Source organism: Pedobacter puniceum (assembly GCF_009674685.1).
Lineage (GTDB): Bacteria > Bacteroidota > Bacteroidia > Sphingobacteriales > Sphingobacteriaceae > Pseudopedobacter > Pseudopedobacter puniceum.
The window spans coordinates 1,049,459-1,072,708 of record NZ_WKJI01000002.1; the positions used below are offsets into that span (position 1 = coordinate 1,049,459).

Annotated in this window: 24 protein-coding genes; 17 read left to right on the forward strand and 7 right to left on the reverse strand. The window is 34.6% G+C overall.

Annotated elements, in window-relative coordinates; all coding sequences use genetic code 11:
- Positions 1-72: 72 nt before the first annotated feature.
- Entirely contained in the window at positions 73-1,059 is a 987-nt protein-coding gene (locus GJJ64_RS11200) for a pyruvate dehydrogenase complex E1 component subunit beta (RefSeq protein WP_154287856.1), read from the reverse strand.
- Positions 1,060-1,164: 105 nt separating this feature from the next.
- Complete coding sequence (locus tag GJJ64_RS11205; RefSeq protein WP_154287857.1) at positions 1,165-2,565, reverse strand: MBL fold metallo-hydrolase RNA specificity domain-containing protein; 1,401 nt, start codon at positions 2,563-2,565, stop codon at positions 1,165-1,167.
- Positions 2,566-2,656: 91 nt separating this feature from the next.
- Here GJJ64_RS11205 and GJJ64_RS11210 point away from each other — a divergent pair, with 91 nt between their 5' ends.
- On the forward strand, positions 2,657-3,496 hold the full coding sequence (locus GJJ64_RS11210) for an energy transducer TonB (RefSeq protein ID WP_154287858.1): 840 nt from the start codon (positions 2,657-2,659) through the stop codon (positions 3,494-3,496).
- 33 nt (positions 3,497-3,529) lie between these two features.
- On the opposite strand, the gene GJJ64_RS11215 is transcribed toward GJJ64_RS11210, so the two are convergent.
- From GJJ64_RS11215 to GJJ64_RS11225, 3 genes are all read right to left on the reverse strand, one after another.
- Complete coding sequence (locus GJJ64_RS11215) at positions 3,530-5,215, reverse strand: S41 family peptidase (RefSeq protein WP_154287859.1); 1,686 nt, start codon at positions 5,213-5,215, stop codon at positions 3,530-3,532.
- Between the two features lie 110 nt (positions 5,216-5,325).
- Positions 5,326-6,099 (reverse strand): TerC family protein, encoded by a 774-nt coding sequence (locus tag GJJ64_RS11220; protein ID WP_154287860.1) that lies wholly within the window; start codon positions 6,097-6,099, stop codon positions 5,326-5,328.
- 66 nt (positions 6,100-6,165) lie between these two features.
- The gene (locus tag GJJ64_RS11225; RefSeq protein WP_154287861.1) at positions 6,166-7,302 is read right to left on the reverse strand and encodes a hypothetical protein; all 1,137 of its coding nucleotides are present in this window, start codon (positions 7,300-7,302) and stop codon (positions 6,166-6,168) included.
- A gap of 53 nt (positions 7,303-7,355) precedes the next feature.
- On the opposite strand from GJJ64_RS11225, the gene GJJ64_RS11230 reads away from it, so the two are divergent.
- The 7 genes from GJJ64_RS11230 (at position 7,356) to GJJ64_RS11260 (ending at position 13,465) form a co-directional block, all read left to right on the forward strand.
- Positions 7,356-8,378, forward strand: coding sequence for a dipeptide epimerase (locus GJJ64_RS11230; RefSeq protein ID WP_154287862.1), 1,023 nt, complete (start codon positions 7,356-7,358; stop codon positions 8,376-8,378).
- 86 nt (positions 8,379-8,464) lie between these two features.
- Entirely contained in the window at positions 8,465-9,976 is a 1,512-nt protein-coding gene (gltX, locus tag GJJ64_RS11235) for a glutamate--tRNA ligase (RefSeq protein WP_154287863.1), read from the forward strand.
- A gap of 144 nt (positions 9,977-10,120) precedes the next feature.
- Entirely contained in the window at positions 10,121-10,549 is a 429-nt protein-coding gene (locus GJJ64_RS11240) for a QcrA and Rieske domain-containing protein (protein WP_154287864.1), read from the forward strand.
- A gap of 83 nt (positions 10,550-10,632) precedes the next feature.
- Positions 10,633-11,070: a thioredoxin family protein gene (locus GJJ64_RS11245; protein ID WP_154287865.1), complete on the forward strand. Its 438-nt coding sequence runs from the start codon at positions 10,633-10,635 to the stop codon at positions 11,068-11,070.
- On the forward strand, positions 11,057-12,007 hold the full coding sequence (locus tag GJJ64_RS11250; RefSeq protein WP_154287866.1) for an FAD:protein FMN transferase: 951 nt from the start codon (positions 11,057-11,059) through the stop codon (positions 12,005-12,007). Before GJJ64_RS11245 ends, GJJ64_RS11250 begins: the two co-directional genes overlap by 14 nt.
- On the forward strand, positions 12,008-12,229 hold the full coding sequence (locus GJJ64_RS11255) for a DUF4266 domain-containing protein (protein ID WP_154287867.1): 222 nt from the start codon (positions 12,008-12,010) through the stop codon (positions 12,227-12,229).
- Between the two features lie 9 nt (positions 12,230-12,238).
- On the forward strand, positions 12,239-13,465 hold the full coding sequence (locus GJJ64_RS11260; RefSeq protein WP_154287868.1) for a DUF3570 domain-containing protein: 1,227 nt from the start codon (positions 12,239-12,241) through the stop codon (positions 13,463-13,465).
- A 126-nt stretch (positions 13,466-13,591) separates the two neighbouring features.
- Here GJJ64_RS11260 and mfd read toward each other — a convergent pair whose 3' ends face one another.
- A complete protein-coding gene (gene mfd / locus GJJ64_RS11265) occupies positions 13,592-16,942 on the reverse strand; it encodes a transcription-repair coupling factor (RefSeq protein ID WP_317162925.1) in 3,351 nt (1,116 codons plus the stop codon).
- A gap of 107 nt (positions 16,943-17,049) precedes the next feature.
- On the opposite strand from mfd, the gene GJJ64_RS11270 reads away from it, so the two are divergent.
- From GJJ64_RS11270 to GJJ64_RS11290, 5 genes are all read left to right on the forward strand, one after another.
- Positions 17,050-17,463, forward strand: a complete 414-nt coding sequence (locus tag GJJ64_RS11270) for a DUF4199 domain-containing protein (protein WP_154287869.1) — start codon at positions 17,050-17,052, stop codon at positions 17,461-17,463.
- 1 nt (position 17,464) lies between these two features.
- Positions 17,465-17,752: a DUF2752 domain-containing protein gene (locus tag GJJ64_RS11275; RefSeq protein WP_317162926.1), complete on the forward strand. Its 288-nt coding sequence runs from the start codon at positions 17,465-17,467 to the stop codon at positions 17,750-17,752.
- Positions 17,753-17,764: 12 nt separating this feature from the next.
- Positions 17,765-18,124, forward strand: coding sequence for a TM2 domain-containing protein (locus GJJ64_RS11280; RefSeq protein WP_154287870.1), 360 nt, complete (start codon positions 17,765-17,767; stop codon positions 18,122-18,124).
- A gap of 80 nt (positions 18,125-18,204) precedes the next feature.
- A complete protein-coding gene (locus tag GJJ64_RS11285) occupies positions 18,205-19,302 on the forward strand; it encodes a Nif3-like dinuclear metal center hexameric protein (protein ID WP_154287871.1) in 1,098 nt (365 codons plus the stop codon).
- On the forward strand, positions 19,302-20,051 hold the full coding sequence (locus GJJ64_RS11290; RefSeq protein WP_154287872.1) for a zinc ribbon domain-containing protein: 750 nt from the start codon (positions 19,302-19,304) through the stop codon (positions 20,049-20,051). The genes GJJ64_RS11285 and GJJ64_RS11290 overlap by 1 nt, the downstream gene beginning before the upstream one ends.
- Positions 20,052-20,102: 51 nt before the next feature.
- On the opposite strand, the gene fcl is transcribed toward GJJ64_RS11290, so the two are convergent.
- Positions 20,103-21,032, reverse strand: coding sequence for a GDP-L-fucose synthase (gene fcl, locus GJJ64_RS11295; RefSeq protein ID WP_154287873.1), 930 nt, complete (start codon positions 21,030-21,032; stop codon positions 20,103-20,105).
- A gap of 105 nt (positions 21,033-21,137) precedes the next feature.
- Between fcl and trmB the strand changes: the two genes are divergently transcribed.
- The 4 genes from trmB (at position 21,138) to GJJ64_RS11315 (ending at position 23,169) form a co-directional block, all read left to right on the forward strand.
- A complete protein-coding gene (gene trmB, locus GJJ64_RS11300) occupies positions 21,138-21,788 on the forward strand; it encodes a tRNA (guanosine(46)-N7)-methyltransferase TrmB (protein WP_317162927.1) in 651 nt (216 codons plus the stop codon).
- Complete coding sequence (locus tag GJJ64_RS11305; protein ID WP_149075154.1) at positions 21,789-22,130, forward strand: MGMT family protein; 342 nt, start codon at positions 21,789-21,791, stop codon at positions 22,128-22,130.
- Positions 22,131-22,203: 73 nt separating this feature from the next.
- On the forward strand, positions 22,204-22,548 hold the full coding sequence (locus GJJ64_RS11310; protein WP_026902677.1) for a carboxymuconolactone decarboxylase family protein: 345 nt from the start codon (positions 22,204-22,206) through the stop codon (positions 22,546-22,548).
- 51 nt (positions 22,549-22,599) lie between these two features.
- Positions 22,600-23,169 carry a DNA-3-methyladenine glycosylase I gene (locus tag GJJ64_RS11315; protein WP_154287874.1) on the forward strand — a complete coding sequence of 190 codons (570 nt, stop codon included), beginning with the start codon at positions 22,600-22,602 and terminating at the stop codon, positions 23,167-23,169.
- The last annotated feature ends 81 nt before the right edge of the window (positions 23,170-23,250 follow it).

A 23,250-nucleotide genomic window follows, 5' to 3' on the forward strand; every position in this document is an offset into this window, starting at 1 on the left:
TTATAAACCCTATCCACAAAAAAAGCCGAGCTGTTTATCACAACTCGGCTTTTTCATATATCTTGAATAAGATTATTTATTGATGTACATTACTTCTTTTACCGCTTTAACAATACGCTCTGCGTTTGGTAAGCTGGCTGCAATTAGGGTTGGAGCATAAGGTAGAGGAACATCAGCACAAGTGATACGTAAAACTGGTGCGTCTAAATAATCAAAAGCATTTTTTTGTACATGGAAAGCTATTTCAGATGAAATAGATGCTAAAGGCCAAGCCTCTTCAACTACTACCAGTCTGTTTGTTTTCTTAACAGAAGTTAAAATAGTTTCAAAATCAATTGGTCTTACAGTTCTTAAATCTATAACTTCTACGTTAATACCTTCTTTTTCCAGAGCTTCTACAGCAGGTTGTACAGCTCTGCTCATCATTTTACCGAAAGAAACAATGGTAACATCAGAACCTTCTCTGGTTACTTTTGCTTTTCCTATTTCAATATAGTATTCTTCTTCTGGCACTTCACCTTTATCGCCATACATCAATTCAGACTCCATGTAAATAACCGGGTCTGGATCTAGAATAGATGATTTTAATAAACCTTTTGCATCATAAGGGTTTGATGGAACTACTACTTTTAAACCAGGGCAGTTAGCAAACCAATTCTCGAAATTTTGAGAGTGTTGCGCACCTAATTGCCCAGCATTACCAGTAGGACCTCTAAAAACAATTGGTACAGAAATTTGACCACCAGACATAGATAACATTTTAGCTGCACCGTTGATAATTTGGTCTATCGCAACTAAAGAAAAGTTAAAAGTCATGAATTCTACAATTGGGCGCAAGCCATTCATAGCAGCACCAATAGCAATACCAGCAAAGCCAAGCTCGGCAATAGGCGTATCAATAATTCTTTTCGGACCAAATTCATCAAGCATGCCTTGGCTAACTTTGTAAGCACCGTTATACTCGGCAACTTCTTCACCCATTAAGAAAATTTTATCGTCTTTGCGCATTTCTTCGTTCATGGCTTCACGAAGTGCTTCTCTGTATTGTATTACTCTCATGATTATGTCTTAAAATCTGAATTTACGGAGGCAAATATAAAGATTGTTGCCTGAATTACAATTAGTCTTATATGCTTAGAAATCTATTTTTTACTAAAATGTGGCTTAAAGTTCAAAACTTTGGTGACGATAAGGTATTTCTATGTTCTGAAAGCCTTTTTCATACAGTTTTTGCTTGAAAATTTCTTGTGTATCAGGCTCGCCATGCACTAAAAATATTTTTTTTACTAGGCTTTTATCCTGATTTTCTATAAAACGAATTAAATCTTTTTGGTCTCCGTGGGCGCTCATGGTTTGTATGCTGATAACTTTGGCATTAACTTGATAATATTCGCCAAAAATAGATACCGGGTTAACACCACTCTTTAAACGTCCGGCTAAGGAGCCAGACTCACTATAACCAACCAGTAAAATGGTGCAATTTGGATTTTCAATATTATTTTTAATGTGATGTTTTACCCTGCCTGCTTCGGCCATACCGGATGCCGAGATAATAACCATCGGTGTTTGGTCTTCATTTAAAGCTATTGAAGCTTCGGTATCTTCAATGAAAGATAAACCCTCGAAATCAAAGGGGTCATCATCTTGTTTTAAGACCTCTTGTACCTGGTCATTAAAATTCCAAGGGTGGGCTTTTACCACCAATGTGGCTTTTTCTGATAAAGGGCTATCTACATAGTATTTTACTTTTGGCAATACGCCTTTTAATTCTAAACCGTTAAGCGCATATAATATCTCTTGTGTGCGTCCAACGCTAAACGCTGGGATAATAACTTTTCCTTTTCTTTGGATACAAGTATCTTGTATGACCTCTAAAAGTCTGCCTTCTGTTGGCATAGCCATATCATGTAAACTATCTCCATAGGTACTTTCTAGAATTACATAATCTGCCTGCCTAAAAGCTGCAGGAGATTTTAATAGTAAATCGTTATAACGGCCAACATCGCCACTAAAGGTTATTTTAGTGGTTTTATTATTTTCTGTAATATCTAAATGTACGGCTGCACTGCCTATAATGTGGCCAGCATCTGTAAATAAAAGTTCAACACCATCTGTTATCGTATAAGGCTGGTTGTATTTTACCCTTTTAAAAAATGAAAGGGCTAACAAAGCATCTTCCATAGTATAAAGTGGCTCTACTAAATTTTTATTCAGTTTTGTTCTTTTTTTGTTGATGAATTTAGCGTCTGACTCTTGAATTTTTGCTGCATCCTGAAGCATGATTTTACAAAGCTCTCTCGTAGCTGGTGTGCAAATAATATCGCCAGTAAAACCTTCCGCAACTAAGCGAGGTATTAAACCAGAATGGTCTATATGTGCATGAGATAAAATCAGAAAATCTATCTCAGAAGGCTGAAAACCGAAATGTAAATTCCATTCTCCCGTTTGTTTTCCATGCCCTTGGAACATGCCACAGTCTAAAAGAATTTTTTGGCCATTGGCTAGTTCTAATAAATGTTTACTGCCGGTAACTGTTTGTGCAGCACCATGAAAAGTTATTTTCATATCTGATTTTTAAAAAAGCAATTTAGGTATTAACTATTGATATTTTAGAAAACAATATGTTTCTTTGGTTTTTAAACCAATTACCCTATTTATGAAAAATTTAATCAAGGCTATAGCTTGTACAACATGTTTTATGTTGTCAACTTTCTCTTACTCTAATGCAAATGATTTTTACGCTCAACAAAAGGAAGCTAATCATAAAGCCGATTATGTTTATGTACAAGTAGATGAAAGCCCCGTATATCTGGATGGCTTAGAGGGGCTTGAAAAGTTGATGAAAGAAAATCTTAAGTATCCTAAAAATGCTTTAGAGAATAATATTGTAGGATTAATTCATTTGGATTTTATAGTAGAAAAAGACGGGAGTTTAAGTAATATTTCTATAACTAGAAATGTTAAAGGTTCTGGTCTTGGAGAAGAAGCTAAAAGATTGTTATCCTTAGCAAAGAAATGGAAAAGTGGAGTTAGAAATGGAGAAAAAGTTCGGGTAAATAGGAGATTAAATATTACATTTTCCTTAGAAAACAATAATCCAGACCTTAAAATTAAGCTTTTTAGCCCTCCCTTACCTGAAAATTTAGATGCAGTTTATACATTAAATCATAATCAAGCAGAACCAGCTAAAGGCTTAAAAGAATTTGAGGCTTTCTTAAATAAGAATTTACAATATCCTGCAGGAGCATTAAATAAGAATTTGGAAAAAATGGTGCTTGTGAGTTTTGTTGTAGATAAAGAGGGTAGTTTAACGGATATAAAAGTGTTAAGACCTGGCGGTTTTGGTTTTGATGAGGAAATAACAAGGTTATTAGCTCTATCTCCTAAATGGGTGTCAGGTTCTATCAATGAAATTCCAGTTAAGAGTAGTAAAACTATGGCTTTTAAATTTACATCCTTTAAAACCATAGAAATATCAGAACCATTGAAAAGATAAATGATAAAAAGCGGCTAAAAACCGCTTTTTATTTTAATCAGCTTTAGCTACAACTTTTACTGGTTTACCTATAGTTTTATAGCTACCAATACCAGCTAAAACAGCATTATATTTTTGTTTATCATTAAAAAACTCTTTTGCTTTTTTTATCTCTTCATCGTACTGGAAAGTTTGTACAATACGGCCTTTCTCGTAATAATAACGTTGTACAATTTCAGATTCTAACACTCGCATAATCTCTGCTTTATAGGTTGTTAAATCTGCCTTTTTACTATTACTTAAAGTGTTTTGTAAAGCTTCTATTTCTGCTTTTACATCGTTTAATTTCTTTTCTTTTTGTGCTTCCTCTTTTAAGTTAGCTAATAGCCTTTCTGAAGATGTTTTGTAAGAGATATTCTTATCCTTTATAAAGTTTAAAAAACTATCATAATCTGCATCAGATAGCTTAAAGTCTGCGGCAGGAGCAATGGTAGGGTTGTTTTTTACAAATAAGTTTCCAAAATCAAATACATGATATTTTGATACTAAGGTTTGTGTAATTTGATGATACTTATAAGGATCAATATTGATATCAGGATAAATACCGCTGCCATCATAAACTAAACGGCCACCTTTGGTTTTATACTCGTTAATTAAAGAATCTGACACTTTTTCTACCACACCATCTTCTGTACGGTGGGTATAATCTAAAGCTTGAATGCACCTTCCGGATGAAGTATAATATTTAGCTACCGTTACTTTTACCAGAGTATTATAAGGTAAATTAAAAGTTTGTTGCACCAGGCCTTTTCCAAAACTACGCTGACCAATAATAACCGCTCTGTCTAAATCTTGTAAAGAGCCAGCTACAATTTCTGATGCCGATGCAGACCTATTATTAATTAAAATGGCTAAAGGTAAATCTGGCTCTAGGGCTGATAAAAATGTTTTGTAATTGATGTTTTTTTCAGGGTTTTTCCCTTTCTGAGAAACCACTTCAACATCTTTACCTACAAACAGATTTACAATTTTTACTGCTTCTTGCAAAATGCCACCACCATTATTTCTCAGGTCTATAATAAGCCCTGTTGGATTATTCTTTTTAAGGTCTATTAGGGCATCTTTAACTTCTTGAGCGGAATTTTCTAAAAATTTATCTAATCTGATGTAGGCTGTATTGCCAATCATACCATAATAACTAACATTGGGTTGTTTAATATCAGCTCTTTTTAGCTCTTTTTCAAATACCTTACCATCTCTAGCTAGTTTTAATTTTACAGGAGTTTCTTTTGGTCCTTTCAATAGCAAACTTACTTGGTCGTTATTTTTACCTTTTAGGATTTGGTCGTTAATAGCAATAATTTCATCACCAGCTTTTAAATCTGCTTTTTGTGCTGGGTAACCTTCAAATGGGTCTGATATAAAAACACGCCCATCTCTATGTATAACTGCTGCACCAATACCGCCATATTGGGTACTAACGTATTTCATGCGGTAATCTTCAATCTCAGATTCTGGAACAAACTCTGTATAAGGGTCTAAATCACTTAGCATCGCATCAATACTGGTTCTGATAAGCTTAGCCGAGTTAACCTCATCCACATAATTAAGATTAAGTTCTTTATATACCGATGCAAAAATGTCAAGGTTTTTAGAAACTTGAAATAAGTCTGTTTTGAAAGAAAATGCTATAAAAGCAATGCTAAACAAAACGGTTAGGAGCTTAATTTTTTTATACATGTTGAATATGTTAAGATGCGCAGCGTTTTGAAGACTTTAATATAACAAGCTATTAAGGTAGTAGTTTTTAAATAGATGTCAAAAAAAGCCTCCATGAAGGAGGCTTTTAATTATTCTTGCGGGGTATTTCTTAACTCAACCGGCTTTGATTTTTTCTTTGACTTTAAGTTTAGTACTTCTACCAGTACAGAGAAAGCCATTGCAAAATAAATATATCCTTTAGGTATGTGCTGGTCTAATCCTTCTGCTACTAAAGAAAAACCAATAAGTAATAAGAAAGATAAAGCTAACATTTTTACCGTAGGATGCTGGTTTACAAAGTTAGAAATGGCAGCTGCAGAGAACATCATTACTACAACAGCTATGGTCACAGCGGCTATCATGACCATAATTTCATCGGCCATACCAACCGCAGTAATTACCGAGTCTAAAGAGAATACAATATCCAGAATTAAAATTTGGATGATAACTCCTGTAAAGGAATAAGTTTTCTTAACAGTGTTATCTTCTTCTGCACCTTCTAGTTTTTCATGAATTTCGTGGGTACTTTTATAAATCAAGAATAAACCTCCTAGAAGTAGAATTAAATCTCTACCCGAGATGGCGAATTTTGATAATAAAGTGCTATCGCTAACTCCAAACCATTCTGCCGGGTTAAAAAGCGTAGCCGTTAAAGACATAACCCAACTTAAAGATAACAATAGTAAAATTCTAGTTATCATGGCTAAAGCTAGCCCTAAAGAGCGAGCTCTTTTTTGTTGGTCTACAGGTAATTTTCCTGCCAGAATAGATATAAATACAATATTATCTATACCTAATACGATTTCTAAAACTGTTAAGGTAAGTAGTGAAATCCAGATTTCTGGATTAGTTATCCATTCCATATTGATGTGTGTTGTTTGCGTTAATTTTTATTGTTTTTACAAGTTTAATATAAAATTATACCAAAATTAATATCTGCTATAAAAACCTCTAATTTTAGTAGTTAACTGGCTATAAATAGGCTTAGTAAACTCTATAAACAGATCCTGTGGTGGCGGAGGCATAATCTCTTTTCTTCTGCAAATTCTCCTTTCTTCTTCTGTTAAAGCTCTTTCATCGCCATTAAAGGTTCCCCAAACGTCTCTCCAAATAAAAGTGCCCGGCATTTTTTCTTGGGATATAATTCTGCCATTGTTAAAGTCTCTTATCCTAAAATCTAGTAATCCGGAAGAGCTGATAGTTTTTTCAAATGTAGTAACTCGGGCTTTTACTGTTCCATATACAGGTCTTTTCTGTGCAGTTTCGCCAAGTTTTACACTATCTCTTTTTACATCTTGAATGCGCTCTTTTACATAAGTTTGTCCAACTACAAAATCATCAAAGCTTAAACTTAATAAATGGTCTGCTTTTAATTTTATTTTTTTTGCTTCTTCAGGGCTGTAGAATTTAACAAAGCTACGTTCTTCATAAGCGGCCATAAACTCAGCTATTTTACCTTGAAAAAACTCGTTACTCAATTGGTAAAGTCTAGAGTTTACCTGCACAGGCTCAACAATAACTTTTAAAACAGCAGCTAAATAAGCATCATCTAAAAGCTTTCTAACATCTTTAAAATCAGGATAAAACTGATTTGCTCTGTCAAAATGATCATAAGCAGTTCTGGCAGATTCTCTGGTGCCTTGTGCTAATAATTTTTTGCCGGCATTATAACGTTCTTCAGCTGCGTAGAAGCGGGCATCATCAAGTTCTTTAATGAATTTTCTAGTATCGGGAATTTGTTCTAAACAAGCCGGACAATTTTCTACTGCATTAGCTAAATTATTTAAAGCAGAATAATCACTTACTATACTTTCCCATTTAAAAGGGGCTGTACTTAGTTTAGCTTCATCAATCCTTTTTAGGTGCCTTTGTACAGCATAAGAAAAGGCTGCGGTTAAAGTTTGACGGGCTTTTCTGTTACTAGGGCTGCCCTTTAAACGGTCAACAGCGGTATATACAGCTCGGTCATAATCGCCTTGTTCTAATAGTTTTTTCCCACTACTACAAGCGCCTAAAATGGTTATAAGCAGAAAAAGAATAATTTTAAGAGAGTATTTCTTTATCATTTAAGGTTGAATTAAAAGCTAATTTTTTACATTTAATTTTTAGACGAAAATACATGAAAATAAGTTACAAGAGTTTTAATCTTTTACTAAAATTTCCTTTTACTATAGCTAAGTTCTCTAGAACCAGCACACCTATTATGCTGGTAGAAATTTTTCATGAAGGATATACTGGTATTGGAGAAGCCTCTATGGTACCTTATATGGGCGAAAATGAAGAAACAGCAAGTTCTTTTTTGTCAAAATTAGATTTATCAAAATTCACCTATCCTTTTGATTTCGCCGCTATTCATCAATATATGGATGATATAACAGCCGGAATGCCAGCCATAAAAGCAGCTATTGATATTGCCTTGTATGATTTAGCGGGTAAGATAGCCCAAAAGCCTTGTTATAATTTTTTTGACTCGGTACCTCAAAATATGCCAGAAACAACTTATACTATTGGTATTGATGAGCCCGAAATGATTATCAAGAAAGTTGAAGATGCTTTAAAGTACGATTTTAAAATCTTAAAGGTAAAATTGGGTAGAGAAAACGATAAGCAAATCATTCAAACCATAAGAAATATTACCCATTTACCTTTGTTTGTTGATGCTAACCAAGGCTGGGCCGATAAAAATGAAGGTTTAGATATGGCTTTTTGGCTAAAAGAGCAAGGTGTTGTGTTAATAGAGCAACCTATGCCTAAAGAAAACATAGATGGAAATGCCTGGATTACATCTCACAGCCCTATCCCAATTATTGGCGATGAAGCTGTACAGCGCTTAGCAGATGTTTCAAAAGCTAAAGGTGTTTATCATGGTATTAATATCAAGCTAATGAAATCTGCAGGTTTATATGAAGCATATGAGATGATAAAAATGGCCAGAGTTAATGATTTGAAAATACTAATTGGTTGCATGAGTGAAACCAGTGTAGCTACCTTAGCCGGGGTGGCTTTGGCTCCTTTATGTGATTGGGCCGATTTAGACGGACCTTTCATGACCACTAATAACCCTTTTAAAACGCCAGATTTTATTGACGGTAAATATATTTTAAGCGATGAACCAGGTTTAGGACTTAAAAATCGTGATTAATGATAAAAAAGCTGGTTTGTACAAGCTTATCTCTTAACTTTGGCTTCTGAGAAAAGCATCAACATTTGCTTACATTTTCAAAGGCTATGGATAAAAAAGTAAGGGTAAGATTTGCCCCAAGCCCAACTGGAGGCTTACATATAGGTGGTGTACGTACCATTTTGTTTAATTACCTTTTTGCAAAGCAAAAGCAAGGCGAGTTTATTTTAAGAATTGAAGATACAGACCAAACTCGTTTTGTTGAAGGCGCAGAAGATTATATCATCAATTGCTTAAAATGGTGCGGACTAAACCCAGATGAAGGTCCGCATGTTGGGGGCGCTTATGGTCCTTACAGACAAAGCGAACGTAAAGAAATTTATAGAGCTTATGCAGAGCAACTGGTAAAAGACGGTTATGCTTATTATGCTTTTGATACGCCAGAAGAATTAGAAAGCAAAAGACAGGTTATAGAAAACTTTAAGTACGATCATAACCATCGTTTACAAATGAGAAATTCTTTAACCATACCTCATGAAGCAGCAGAAAGCTTAATTAAAGAAGGTGCTCCGCATGTTGTTAGGATAAAAATGCCAAAAGACGAGCAGGTTTATTTTAAAGATTTAATACGTGGCGATGTAAGTTTTAACAGTAACGATGTTGATGATAAAGTTTTGCTTAAAGCCGATGGGATGCCTACTTACCATTTAGCAGTTGTGGTTGATGATTATCTGATGAAGATATCTCATGCTTTTAGAGGCGAAGAGTGGCTACCATCTGCCCCGGTTCATATTTTATTGTGGAAATATTTAGGTTGGGAGGCAGATATGCCAGAATGGGCACATTTACCTTTAATATTAAAGCCCGATGGCCATGGTAAATTAAGTAAGCGTGATGGTCAAAGATTAGGTTTCCCTGTTTACGCTATAGATTGGATAGACCCAAAAACTCAAGAAAAAGCAGATGGCTTTAAAGATGTAGGTTTCTTGCCAGAAGCCATGATAAACCTTTTGGCTATGCTAGGTTGGAATGATGGTACAGACCAAGAGCTTTTTTCTTTAGATGAATTGATTTCAAAATTCTCTTTAGATCGTATCCATAAAGGCGGTGCTAAATTTGATTATGAAAAAGCCAAATGGTACAATGCCGAGTGGATAAAGAGAAGTACGTCAAGTCATTTATTGCCTTATGTAAAACCACTTTTAGCTGAAAAAGGCATTACTCCAAACGATACATATTTAGAAAAAGTTATTGATGCCGTGAAAGAACGCTGCACTTTATTGCCTGATTTTTATCAGCAAGGTGCTTTCTTTTTTAAAGCACCAACGGCTTATGATGAAGATGCTGTAAAGCCAAAATGGAACGAAGAAAAAGCAGCATTTTTCTCTACCTTGATAGAAAAATTTGAGGAAATTGAGTTTCAAAACAGTACTGCTTTAGAAGTGTTGTTTAAAGCTTTAGCTGCCGATAAAAACTTAAAAATTGGCGAAGTTATGCTACCTTTTAGAGTGATGTTAGTAGGCGGAAAATTTGGTCCACAAGTATTTGATATTGCTTTGATGTTAGGTAAAGCAGAAACAATAAGCAGGATTAAAAATGCTTTAGCTTTTTTTAAGTAAGCTAAAAATATCTTCTTGATAAGTAGCCAGTTAGTATTCAAAGCTAACTGGCTTTTTTATAAAAAAAATTGTAATTATTTTGAAAATTTAAAAAACCAAAGCTCAATTTTCACGTTTCTTTATAGAAAATAAAAACCTAAAATTATGGACCGTAAAGAATTTTTATCTGCTATTGGGCTTACCGCAGCATCAGCAGTTGTTTTTAGCTGCGTTGGTTGTTCAAAATCTGACAATGAAGGACCCTCAAATTCAACTAATCCTCCAACAGGTGTAGATTTTACCATAGATTTAACAGCAGCCTCTAATGCCGCTTTAAATAATAATGGAGGCTTTATCTACATCAACCGTATTATTGTTGCTAGAAGCATGAGTGGAGCTTTTTTAGCAGTAGCTCAAGCTTGTACGCATGAAGGTACATCAGTAACCTATAATTCAAATGCAAGATTGTTTGTATGCCCAAACCACGGGGCGCAGTTTGCAGAAAATGGCGCAGTAACTTTGGGTCCCGCTACGGTAGCTTTAAAAAGATATAATACCTCTTTAAATGGCACAACTTTGAGAGTTTTTTCTTAAGTTCTGATAAATATTATCTACTGTGATGAATATCACTTTTACTTGGATATTTATTACCTAAATTTGATAGAAAGATTTTTGAAATGAAATTAGTACTCACACTTTTTATATCCATGTTTTTCTTCGGAAATATTTGGGAGAATGATTTTAATGTTGCGCAAAAGAAAGCAGCAGACTCCAAGAAATATATCCTTTTAAATTTTTCCGGGTCTGATTGGTGCGGGCCTTGTATCCGCATGCATAAAGAGATTTTTGAAGCTAATGACTTTCAAAAATATGCATCAGAAAATTTAGTACTTCTTAGGGCAGATTTCCCTCGCTTAAAGAAAAATCAATTACCAGCAGAACAGCTCAAGAAAAATAACGATTTAGCTTTAAAATATAATCCTGATGGTGTTTTTCCGCTCACATTATTATTAGATGAGCAAGGAAAAGTTGTGAAAAAATGGGATGGTTTTCCTCAAGCAAATGCTCAAGAATTTACTGCTCAGATAGATAAAACTCAGCATGCTAAAAACTGATGAAATACTAATTCCCCAAGTTTATAAAAAGGGAATGAAATTAATGGGTAACCATTTTGAAATCAGTATAGTTCATCACCAAGAGCAAGAAGCGTACGAGTATATAGCAAAAGCAGTTGCAGAGATAAGTAGAATAGAAGATTTATTGAGCACCTTTAAAGCTCATAGCCAAACCAATTTAATTAATGATTTTGCCGGAATTAAGCCTGTTAAAGTAGATAAAGAGGTTTTTGATTTGATAAAAAGAGCCCTAAAAATATCAGAAATTACACAAGGCGCTTTTGATATTACTTATGGTTCTATAGATAAAAGCCTTTGGAACTTTGATGTAAACATGACTGCCATGCCAGATGCAGAAACGGCTAAGAAAACGGTTGCTTTAATCAATTATAGGAATGTGGTGTTAGATGAAGCGCAACAAACTGTTTTCTTGAAGCAAAAAGGAATGCGTATAGGCTTTGGAGGGATAGGTAAAGGTTACGCGGCGGATAAAGCAAAATTAGTTTTACAACAGTTGGGCATAAAAAGTGGTATTGTTAACGCTTCTGGCGATTTAGTAACATGGGGTACCCAAATTGATGGTAAACCTTGGACAGCGGCCATTGCAAACCCCGACCAAAAACTACAAGCTTTTTCTTACCTAAACATCAGTAATATGGCTATAGCTACTTCTGGTAACTATGAAAAATTTGCTGTTATAAAAGGAAAAAAATACTCGCACACAATAAATCCTAAAACAGGTTTGCCCGTTAGCGGGATAAAAAGCGTAAGTATTATTTGTCCACAAGCAGAGCTTGCCGATGCACTAGCCACACCGGTTATGGTGATGGGCGTTCATGTGGGTTTAGATTTAATAAACCAATTGAAAGGCGTAGCGTGTATTGTGATAGATGACGATAACAGGTTACATACTTCTAAAAACATCAATATCAGTTAAATGAAAAAAATAGGTTTACTTTTTATTCTTGCAGCATTTTATGTTTCGGGAATGAGCTCATGTACGGCAGTAAAGGCCTATGAGAAAATTAAATTGAATGATTCTGAGATGGAGCTATCAGCCCGTAAGGCAGAAAAATTTGAACAAAATTCACAACTTTACCGCGAAGGCTCTTCTGGCGCAAATGGTGGTAAAAGTGGTGGTGGTTGTGGATGTAATTAATGTAGAAGTATGAGATATATATCTTTAACCATTGTATTTTTCTACCTCAGTATTATAGCAAGCTTTGCGCAAATAAAGTCGCCCGAGGCTTCTTTTGAGAAAAGAAAACTTAAGTTTGAAGAGGCTAATTTGGTAAACAGCTATTACAGTCAAGATGGTAATAATTCTGCCGTAACGGGTGGTGTTGGTACAGAAAAACTAACCGATATTTCTAATAGCTTTGATTTAAAATTATCCCGTTATGGGAAGACAGGTTTAAAGCATACTTATACTTTTGAAGTAGGTTTTGATACTTATACCTCGGCATCGTCTGATAAAATAGACCCTGCAACAGTAACTTCAGCATCTTACTCTGATGTAAGAATTTATCCTTCTTTAAGCTGGAATATCGCAAACGAACAAAAAGGAAATAGCATTGGTTTTTCGGCCTCTTTCTCTGGCGAGTATGATTACACTTCTATAGGCGGAGGTTTAAATTATACCAAATCATCTAAAGATAAAAACCGCGATTTTTCTGTAAAATTACAAGCCTTTTTTGATACTTGGGCGGTTATTATGCCTATAGAGCTAAGGTCTAATTATCGGTTTGAAGGCTATACGCAAGGTGATAACGCTCCGCGAAATTCTTTTAGTGCAGCATTGTCTTTAGCACAGGTTATCAGTAAAGATTTACAGGTTCTAATTATGGTAGAGCCGGCTTATCAAAGCGGTTTACTTTCTACACGTTACCAAAGGGTTTATTTTAATGATATCAATAATTTTAATCCGGATGGTTCAAGAGGAACATTAAAATCAGAATTTTTACCTGATAATAGATTGAAATTACCTATAGGCGCTAGGCTAAACTATTTCTGGGGAGATCATTTAGTATTAAGATCTTTTGCCCGTTACTATACAGATGATTGGGGAATAAACTCTAGCACTGCCGAGTTAGAAACAGTAGTTAAAATTACTCCATTTGCATCTGTAAGTCCTTTTTACAGATATTATCAGCAAAGTGCTTCTGAATATTTTGCAGGTATCAATCAGCATCAGCTGTCTAATACTTTTTATACCAGTGATTACGACTTATCTAAATTTAATAGCAATTATTTTGGAGCAGGTATACGTTTTGCACCTCCAGCAGGCGTATTAAAATTACAAAGAATTACCATGGTTGAGTTACGTTACGGGCACTACAGCAGAAGTAATGGCTTAAGCTCTAATATTATAAGTATGAACTTAAGATTTAAGTAGCTCTGCCACAATAAAATCTATATAATTATCCCGATGGATGAGGTTAAACTTAGCATTGGGATAATTTTTTTGGAAAAACATTAATTCAGTCAATCAACTGACTTAATTTACGTTAATTCAGTCAGTTTATATCAAAACTGGGTCTCTCATTTGCTCTAAAGCCCAAATAGCTTCATCAATATTTTTGATGTCCTCAACAGCTATACGCAAGGTGTTTTTAACCTCTTTCAGGTTTACTTTACGTGGATGCTGCTGCGCATATTGAAGGATACGCCCAAACATATCTGTTTCAAAATATTTAGATTGTTTATCGGTAATAAAATAACCCCTTAAAGTTCCTTTTTTCCAGCTGATTTTTTCTAAGCCTATTTCTTTCCCAATCCACTGTAATTCTACCGTTCTGAGTAGGTCTTTCACTTGTCTTGGTAGTGGTCCAAAACGGTCGTGAAGTTCTTTTTCAAAAGCATCTAAAACTGTTTTATTCTCTATTTTAGAAAGCTCGGTATATAAATTATAACGTTCTTGGATATTGGTTACATACTCATCAGGAATAAGTAGTTCCATATCGGTTTCTATTTGGGTAAAGCTTACAAAAGGACGAGGTTTTTCATCCTGAAACAGTCCTTTAAACTCATCTTCTTTCAATTCTTGTATAGCTTCATCCAAGATTTTGTGGTACATATCAAAGCCAATTTCAGCAATAAAACCGCTTTGCTCTGCACCTAAAAGGTTTCCGCTTCCGCGGATGTCTAAATCTCGCATAGCCACGTTAAATCCGCTACCTAAATCAGAAAACTCTTCTATGGCGCTTAAACGCTTTCTGGCTTCTGGTGTAAGGGTAGACAAAGGCGGACTTAACAAATAACAAAACGCCTTTTTGTTAGAGCGGCCAACACGTCCACGCATCTGATGTAAATCGCTTAAACCAAACATATGAGCATGGTTTATAAGCATGGTATTGGCGTTTGGTACATCTAATCCGGCTTCAATAATGGTAGTAGCAACTAAAACATCATACTTTCCATCAATAAAATCAAGCATGATATCTTCAAGCTTATCGCCTTCTAACTGGCCATGTGCAATTGCTATTCTTGCTTTAGGCACCAGCTTTTGTATTAAACCGCCCAGCTGACGTAAATCTGCAACACGGTTATGGATAAAGAAAACTTGCCCATCTCTATCTAATTCAAACTCCACAGCTTCTTTAATCAATTTCTCATTAAAAACATGTAGTTCTGTTAAAACAGGTTGGCGGTTTGGTGGTGGCGTTTGGATGATAGATAAATCTCTAGCACCCATCAAAGAAAAATGGAGCGTTCTAGGAATTGGTGTTGCAGTTAATGTAAGCGTATCAACATTAGCCCTAAATTGTTTTAATTTTTCTTTTACGGTAACACCAAATTTTTGCTCTTCATCTATAATTAAAAGGCCTAAATCTTTAAACTTAACATCTTTACTCACCAATTTATGGGTGCCAATAATGATATCTACTTTTCCGGCTTTTAAGGCTTCTAAAGTATCTTTTACTTGCTTGGTAGATTTAAATCGGTTGATATAATCTATCCTTACCGGGAAATCTTTTAAACGCTCATTAAAGGTTTTGTAATGTTGCATAGCCAAAATGGTTGTAGGCACCAAAATAGCAACCTGCTTACCATCTGTAGCGGCTTTAAATGCTGCTCTTATAGCTACTTCTGTTTTACCAAAACCAACATCGCCACAAACTAAACGGTCCATAGGGTGTGGCGATTCCATATCTTTTTTTACATCGGCGGTAGCTTTTTCTTGATCTGGCGTATCTTCATAAATAAAAGAAGCCTCCAGTTCGTTTTGTAAGTAAGTATCGGGCGAGAAAGCCATACCTTCTTGTGCTTTACGCAGGGCATAAAGTTTTATCAGGTCGCGGGCAATGTCTTTAACTTTTTTTTTTGTGGTTTTCTTGAGTTTATCCCAAGCATCGGTTCCTAATTTATTCATTTTAGGAATATGCCCATCTTTACCAGAATACTTAGAAATACGGTTTAAAGAGTTGATGTTTACATACAGCAAATCATTATCGGCATAAATAAGCCTAATCATTTCCTGTATTTTACCGTTTACTTCAACCTTTTCTAAGCCGCCGTATTTACCAACGCCATGGTCTATATGGGTGATAAAATCGCCAGGTTTTAAATCTCTAAGCTCTTTAAGGGTGATGGCTTGAGATTTGGTATAGCCTCTTTTAAGTTTGTATTTATAATAGCGGTCAAATATCTGATGGTCTGTATAACAAGCCAGTTTTTGCTCATAATCTATAAAACCTTCTCTGATAGATATATTGATAGGTGTAAAAGTAATTTGCTTACCTAAATCTTCTATAATGGCAAATAAACGTTCTTGTTGTTTAGAAGAATCAGTAAGGATAAAATTCTCTATTTTTTGCTTTTCGTTTTCTTTTAGGTTATGGATAAGCAGATTAAAATCTTTGTTAAAAGAAGGTTGAGGCTTGGTATCAAACAAGATTGTTTGCGTTGCAGGATAAAAAAACTGCTTCCCAAATTCTATCAGAGGGAAATCGCTCAGTTGGTCTGCCAGTAGTTTTTCATCAGTAAAAGAAAACTTAGGGTCTAGCCACTCTGGGTTGGTTTGCTTATCATTTGCTGATAAAGCTTTCCATAGTTCTGTAGCTTTTTTGTATCCGGTTTTGATGGTATCTAAAGTGAAAACCACATCTTTAAACCAGATAACGGCATCATCATCAATAAACTCTAATAAAGAGATGTTACTTTCTGTAAGAAACTTAGCTTGTACGTTTGGAACTATCGTAACAGATTTTACCTGTTCTACAGAAAGCTGACTTTCTATTTCAAAAGTTCTGATAGACTCTACATGGTCACCAAAAAATTCTATCCGGTAAGGTAAATCGTTAGAGAAAGAGAAGATATCTACGATGCCACCGCGAATAGAAAACTGTCCTGGTTCATATACAAAATCGGTACGTTCAAAATCATATTCAATTAAAAACTCGTTGATAAAATCAATACTAAGTTTGTTGTTTAAGATAATTTCAAGCGTATTCTTTTCAAGTGCGTTTCTATCAATAACTTTTTCTGCTAAAGCTTCAGGGTAGGTAACAATCAAATTTCCATACTCATGTGTATGGTTAAGCTCGTTTAACACTTCGGCTCTTAAAAGTACATTAGCAGAATCTGTTTGGGTAAAATCAAAAGATTTGCGATAAGACGATGGAAAAAGTAGGATATCTTTATCCATCAGATTTTCTAAATCGGCCTGGAAAAAATTAGCTTCTTCTCTGTCTGGTAGTACAAAAACCATATTTCTATGGGTAAGAAAATAGTTTGCAGCTACTACAAAAGCATCTTGAGCACCAATTAAACCCTTTAAATGTACACGTGATTTCTTTTGCTGTAATGCCTGAGTTAATTGCTCAACTCGGTTATCTTGCTTATATCTTTCTAAAATCTCTCTGATGTTCACTTTAAAATCTCTTGCTACAAATATACCAAAGCATAATTATAATCTGTAAATGGCATCAAATTAGCTTCTTCAATTATCAATACCTTCAACATTAAAAACATCTTATTATGAAAATGAAAAACGCAATATTATCAGGTATCATCATTGGTGTAGTTTCAGTAATATGGGTAATCATCATGCATTTTGCAGGTATTAACCCAGAAAATGTAAAGGAAAGCGATAATAGATGGCTAGAGTATACTTCTGTTATTATCCCAATAATTGGTTTATATTTAGGAATTAGAGGCTTTAAAAATAGAAACAATAATAGCTTAACTTTTTTTGAAGGCGTATTTGAAGGCTTTAAAATAATGGCTATTAGTGGTTTAATTGCTGGTGCTTTTAGCTCGCTTTATTTTAGTTTTTTAAACTTAGAGTTTTCTTCTGATTATATGGAACGTATTTTTGGTGCTGCAATTATAGGTTTCTTAGTTACCTTAGCTAGCTCATTGTTATTAATGACAAAGCCAAAGCAGTTGTAAAGTGATTAAAAAAATAGTAAAAATTCCGCTCGAGCTTTTATTTTTTTCTGCTGCAATTATTGCCTTGTACTTTTTAAATCCAAGTCAAGAGCATCATTCTATTTGCCCTTTAGCCTATTTTGAGATAGGTTTTTGCCCTGGCTGTGGCTTAGGACGTTCTATTTATTACCTCTTACATTTTCAGTTTTCGGCATCGTGGAAGATGCATCCATTAGGTTTTTTTGCTTTTGTTGTAATAATTGTTCGCATTTACACTCTAATTAGAAAAACATACTTTTCTGAACCTTAAAAAATGGAGCAAATGAAACATAATTTCCTTTTCCACTTGGCTAACGTTACTACTGAAGAAATGATCTTCATACAAGAGATAACGAAAGACTTAAATGAAAACCAAGTAAGAAACTTCGAGTTAGTTTATACAGGTAAACGCCGCGACCCTCAACACGTTTTATTATTTACTATTCTGGGCTTTTTTGGGATAGCAGGTATACAACGTTTTGTAACCAACCAAATGGGTATGGGTATTCTATATTTCTTAACAGCAGGTTTATGCTTTATAGGTACTATTGTAGATTTAATCAATTATAAAAGCTTAGCAAACGAGTACAACCATAAAATGGCTTTAGAAAGTCGTCATTTTGTTGGTATGGCTAGTATGTAATTTTATTGATTGGATGCAGTTAGGTATTAAGACTAGCTTTTATTGCAGATGATTTGCCATAAAAAACTAACTTAGTGCTTATGAAGATTAAAGAGCTTAGCACTTTTCTAGAAACTATAGCACCAGCTTCTTATCAAGAGGCTTATGATAATGCAGGTTTAATAGTTGGTCATCCTCATCAAGAAATAAAAAAAGCTTTAATATGTTTAGATTGTACAGAAGCCGTTGTACAAGAAGCTATTGATGAGCAATGTGATGTCATTATTGCTCATCATCCTATAGTTTTTAAAGGTCTAAAGAAATTTAATGGTAAAAATTATGTGGAGCGTGTGGTTATGCAGGCTATTAAACATGATATTGCCATTTATGCCATCCATACCAATTTAGACCATGTTTACAATGGTGTAAATAAAAAAATAGCCGATAAATTGGGTTTAATAAATACCCAGATATTAGCTCCTAAAGAAGCACTCTTAAAAAAACTGGTTGTTTTTGTGCCTACGCAGCATAAAGAACAAGTAAAAGAAGCCCTATTTAATGCTGGTGCTGGCAGTATTGGAAATTATACCGAGTGTAGTTTTGAACAAGTAGGGCAAGGGAATTATAAGGCCAATGAAAGTGCTAACCCGTTTTTAGGCGAAAAAAATAAACGACATACAGAAGAAGAGTATCGTTTAGAGGTATTAATTCCAGCACATTTAGAGCATAAAATTGTAGCAGCTATGCTGCAAGCACACCCTTATGAGGAAGTAGCTTACGATTTATTTTTACTTTCTAATACCTTAAAAACAGTAGGTGCAGGTATGTTTGGTGAATTAGAAGTACCTATGGATGAGCTAGAATTTTTACAGTTATTAAAGCAAAATATGCAGGTTTCTGTGATTAGACATACTGCACTTTTAGGTAAGAAAATAAGTAAAATAGCGGTTTGTGGCGGCTCTGGAAGCTTTTTGTTACAACAGGCTATACAGGCTGGGGCCGATATATTTATAACCGCAGATTTTAAATATCACGAGTTTTTTGATGCGGATGGGAAAATTATAATTGCCGATATCGGACATTTTGAAAGTGAGCAATTTACGCAAGAGTTACTATTGGAAATAATTCAAAATAATTTTCCTAACTTTGCACTCCGTTTAACTGTACATAATACAAACCCAATAAAATATTTGTCTTAATGGAACAAACCGTAGAACAAAAGCTTGAAGCTTTATACGAACTGCAGACAATTCATACTAAAGTTGATAAAATTCGTCAGACAAGAGGCGAGCTTCCGATGGAAGTTGCTGATTTAGAAGACGATGTTGCTGGTTTAGAAACCCGTATACAAAAAATCAAAGCAGAGCTTGATGATCTGGAAGATGCGATTGTAAATCGTAAGAATATGATTAAAGAAGCTCAGGCTTTAATCAAAAAATACGAAACACAACAAAACAATGTAAAAAATAACCGCGAGTTTGATGCTCTTGCAAAAGAAATTGAAATCCAAGGTTTAGAAATACAAGTTTGCGAGAAGAAAATCAAAGAACATCAGTATGAAATTAAAACTAAAACTGATGTTTATGAGAATGCTGCTCAGAACTTAGAAGATCGTAAAAAAGACTTAGAAGCTAAAAAATCAGAGTTAGAGACAATTACTGCTGAAACTCAAAAAGAAGAGGAAGTTTTACTAAGTCAAGCAGAGAAAGCTAAAGAAAAAATCGAAGAGCGTTTATTATTTGCCTACAACCGTTTAAGAGGTAACTTTAAAAATGGTTTGGCGGTAGTAACTATCGAGAGAGATTCTTGCTCTGGTTGTTTCAATAAAATTCCACCTCAACGTCAGTCTGATATCCGCCAACGTAAGAAAATTATCGTTTGCGAGCATTGCGGACGTATTTTAATAGACGAGACGATGTCTGAGGATATTAAAAACGTTACAGTTTAAACTGTTAAAAGCATAAAAAAGGTGGTTGAAATTTCAACCACCTTTTTTGTTTTAAGCATGTTTGCTTAAGAAATCTTCATAAGCTAATTTAATACCTTCTTTTAACTCTATTTTATGTTTCCAGCCTTTGCTGTGTAGTTTACTTACATCCATCAATTTACGTGGCGTACCATCGGGTTTAGAAGTATCAAATTTTAATTCGCCATCAAAACCTACAATTTCCTTAATGGTTAAAGCCAAATCTTTAATGGTAATATCCTCGCCAGTACCAATATTAATTAAATGAGGTTCATTATAGTTTAACATCAGGTAATAACAAGCATCGGCTAAATCATCAGCAAATAAAAACTCACGCATAGGGCTTCCGGTTCCCCAAATGGTAACATTAGATAAATTATTAACCTTAGCCTCATGAAACTTGCGAATTAAAGCAGGTAAAACATGCGAGTTTTGTGGATGATAATTATCGTTATAACCATATAAATTGGTTGGCATTGCAGATATATAATTACAACCGTATTGGCTGCGGTAAGCATCGCACATTTTTATGCCTGTAATTTTAGCTATAGCGTAGGGCTCGTTTGTTTCTTCTAAATAACCACTTAATAAATACTCTTCTTTTAAAGGCTGTGGGGCCAATTTCGGATAAATACAGCTAGAACCTAAGAACAATAATTTCTTAACGTTATTTAAATAAGCGTTGTGTATGATGTTGTTTTGTATTTGTAAATTATCGTACAAAAACTCGGCCCTGTATGTATTATTAGCTACAATGCCACCTACTTTTGCTGCTGCTAGGAAAACATATTCTGGCTTTTCTGTAGCGAAAAAATCAGTAACATCTTGCTGGTTTCTTAAATCAAGTTCGGCAGATGTTCTGGTAATGATATTGGTATAACCTTCTTTTTGAAGTTTTCTGGTGATGGCAGAGCCAACCATACCACGGTGACCTGCTACATAAATTTTTGCTGATTTTTCCAAAACTTTATATTAAGATGTCTGCAAAAATATAATTCTTTTGGCAGTTGCTATTATTGTTAGCGCTAAATTTTAAAGAAAGGTTATTTTTGTGCAAATACTAATTACGTGGCAAAAAGAAAATTACAGCGCTTTGCAGAGATAGGCACTTTTAAAAATGTGGTGCAGCTAGAAAACGGAAAACCTTTTAAAGGAAACTGGAAGAAAGAATTTTTTAAGAACAATAATCCTTTGATATTAGAGCTGGCCTGCGGAAAAGGCGAGTATAGCGTTAATTTAGGTCGTAAATACCCTGATAAGAATTTTTTAGGGATAGATTATAAAGGTAACAGAATTTGGGTTGGAGCAAAAATGGCTCTAGATGAAAATTTAGATAATGTAGGTTTTTTAAGAATACAGATTCAGAATTTACTAGATTATTTTGAGGCTGGTGAGGTTGATGAAATTTGGCTTACCTTCCCAGACCCTCAAGCGCAAAGTCCTTTAGAACGAAAAAGATTAACCAATCCTACATTTTTAGAAAAGTATAAAACCGTAACCAAAGCCAATGGTGCTATGCATCTAAAAACCGATAATGATGGTTTTTACGATTACACGTTAGAAAAAATTACAGAACTTAATTTCCCTATAGAAGAGCAAACTACTGATGTTTACAAAACGCATCCTACTGATGAGATTTTATCTATAAAAACGCATTACGAACGTTTGTATCTGCAAAAAGGAAAAAACATCAATTACGTAAGGTTTAAATTTTCTTAAATGGACAAAGCTACTTTTTTTGAACAGGTTTATCAGGTAGTGAGGCTTATTCCAAAAGGTAGGGTTACTTCTTACGGGGCAATTGCAGGTTTTTTAGGTGCAAAGGGTTCTTCTAGAATGGTAGGTTACGCCATGAATAGTTCTTTTACAGCGCATCCGCCAGTTCCGGCTCATCGGGTAGTGAATAGAAATGGTTTACTAACCGGTAAGTTTTATTTTGGTACAGCTACCGCGATGCAAGAGTTATTAGAAAAAGAGGGTATCAAGGTAGAAAACGATCAAATTATAAACTTTAAACAGCTTTTTTGGGATCCGGCAGTAGAAATTGATTTAGAAAAGTAAGCATCATCTTTTTTACACAAAGCTATAGCAAGGTTAGTACCTAGCATCTTTATATTCGTAATAAAAAAATAACATGGGAAAACTGGTTGATGATTTTAATAGCTATCGTACAAAAATGAACGATAGGATAATGGAAAGTGCAAATACCAATATCAAACGTTTTTTTGCGCTAGATACTACAACCTATGCAGAAGGTGCTTTAGATGTAAAGACCAAAGAAATGTTGGGTTTGGTTGCCTCTATGGTTTTACGTTGTGATGATTGTATCAAATACCATTTAGGAAAATGTCATGAAGCTGGTGTAAACCATGCCGAAATGAATGAAATATTTATGATTGCTAATTTGGTTGGCGGTTCTATTGTAATTCCACACTATAGAAGGGCAGTAGAGTATTGGGACGAGTTGAATGCGGGTTAAGTATATACCATCGTATTTAAACATTTATTACAATTTTTATAAATTCATCTCATGAACCAACCCCAATTAAACCCTCGTTGCCCATGGTGTGGCACAGATCCACTTTATGTAAAATACCACGATGAAGAGTGGGGCAAAGAAGTTCATGATGATAAAATACTTTTTGAATTTTTAATTCTTGAAGCAGCACAGGCAGGTTTAAGTTGGATAACTGTATTACGTAAAAGAGAAAACTACCGCAGGCTTTTTGCCAATTTTGATGCAGAAAAAGTAGCTCAATTTACTGATGCCGATATAGAACGTATTTTACAAGACCCGGGCATCATTCGTAATCGTTTAAAAGTAGTTTCGGCGGTTAACAATGCAAAGCTGTTTTTAAAGGTGCAGCAAGAATTTGGCTCTTTTGATACCTACTTATATTCCTTTATGCCTAACCAAAAGCCCATTATAAATTTTCCTTCAAGCATGGCAGATGTTCCCGCCCGTACAGAAATATCTGATGCCATTGCTAAAGATATGAAAAAAAGAGGCTTTAAATTTTTTGGTACAACCATTTGCTATGCACACATGCAGGCAACTGGTATGGTGAATGATCATTTAATTACTTGTACACATAAATAGCATCGGCAACAGCCATAATCTTTAATATATTTATAAATTTGGATGATGCCTCTTTTAAACCAAGAAGGTATCATCACTCAA

Bases quoted from the DNA above. Each gene is read 5' to 3' on its own strand.
- GJJ64_RS11200 (WP_154287856.1), bottom strand. From the start codon at position 1,059: ATGAGAGTAATACAATACAGAGAAGCACTTCGTGAAGCCATGAACGAA.
- GJJ64_RS11205 (WP_154287857.1), bottom strand. From the start codon at position 2,565: ATGAAAATAACTTTTCATGGTGCTGCACAAACAGTTACCGGCAGTAAA.
- GJJ64_RS11210 (WP_154287858.1), top strand. From the start codon at position 2,657: ATGAAAAATTTAATCAAGGCTATAGCTTGTACAACATGTTTTATGTTG.
- GJJ64_RS11215 (WP_154287859.1), bottom strand. From the start codon at position 5,215: ATGTATAAAAAAATTAAGCTCCTAACCGTTTTGTTTAGCATTGCTTTT.
- GJJ64_RS11220 (WP_154287860.1), bottom strand. From the start codon at position 6,099: ATGGAATGGATAACTAATCCAGAAATCTGGATTTCACTACTTACCTTA.
- GJJ64_RS11225 (WP_154287861.1), bottom strand. From the start codon at position 7,302: ATGATAAAGAAATACTCTCTTAAAATTATTCTTTTTCTGCTTATAACC.
- GJJ64_RS11230 (WP_154287862.1), top strand. From the start codon at position 7,356: ATGAAAATAAGTTACAAGAGTTTTAATCTTTTACTAAAATTTCCTTTT.
- gltX (WP_154287863.1), top strand. From the start codon at position 8,465: ATGGATAAAAAAGTAAGGGTAAGATTTGCCCCAAGCCCAACTGGAGGC.
- GJJ64_RS11240 (WP_154287864.1), top strand. From the start codon at position 10,121: ATGGACCGTAAAGAATTTTTATCTGCTATTGGGCTTACCGCAGCATCA.
- GJJ64_RS11245 (WP_154287865.1), top strand. From the start codon at position 10,633: ATGAAATTAGTACTCACACTTTTTATATCCATGTTTTTCTTCGGAAAT.
- GJJ64_RS11250 (WP_154287866.1), top strand. From the start codon at position 11,057: ATGCTAAAAACTGATGAAATACTAATTCCCCAAGTTTATAAAAAGGGA.
- GJJ64_RS11255 (WP_154287867.1), top strand. From the start codon at position 12,008: ATGAAAAAAATAGGTTTACTTTTTATTCTTGCAGCATTTTATGTTTCG.
- GJJ64_RS11260 (WP_154287868.1), top strand. From the start codon at position 12,239: ATGAGATATATATCTTTAACCATTGTATTTTTCTACCTCAGTATTATA.
- GJJ64_RS11270 (WP_154287869.1), top strand. From the start codon at position 17,050: ATGAAAATGAAAAACGCAATATTATCAGGTATCATCATTGGTGTAGTT.
- GJJ64_RS11280 (WP_154287870.1), top strand. From the start codon at position 17,765: ATGAAACATAATTTCCTTTTCCACTTGGCTAACGTTACTACTGAAGAA.
- GJJ64_RS11285 (WP_154287871.1), top strand. From the start codon at position 18,205: ATGAAGATTAAAGAGCTTAGCACTTTTCTAGAAACTATAGCACCAGCT.
- GJJ64_RS11290 (WP_154287872.1), top strand. From the start codon at position 19,302: ATGGAACAAACCGTAGAACAAAAGCTTGAAGCTTTATACGAACTGCAG.
- GJJ64_RS11305 (WP_149075154.1), top strand. From the start codon at position 21,789: ATGGACAAAGCTACTTTTTTTGAACAGGTTTATCAGGTAGTGAGGCTT.
- GJJ64_RS11310 (WP_026902677.1), top strand. From the start codon at position 22,204: ATGGGAAAACTGGTTGATGATTTTAATAGCTATCGTACAAAAATGAAC.
- GJJ64_RS11315 (WP_154287874.1), top strand. From the start codon at position 22,600: ATGAACCAACCCCAATTAAACCCTCGTTGCCCATGGTGTGGCACAGAT.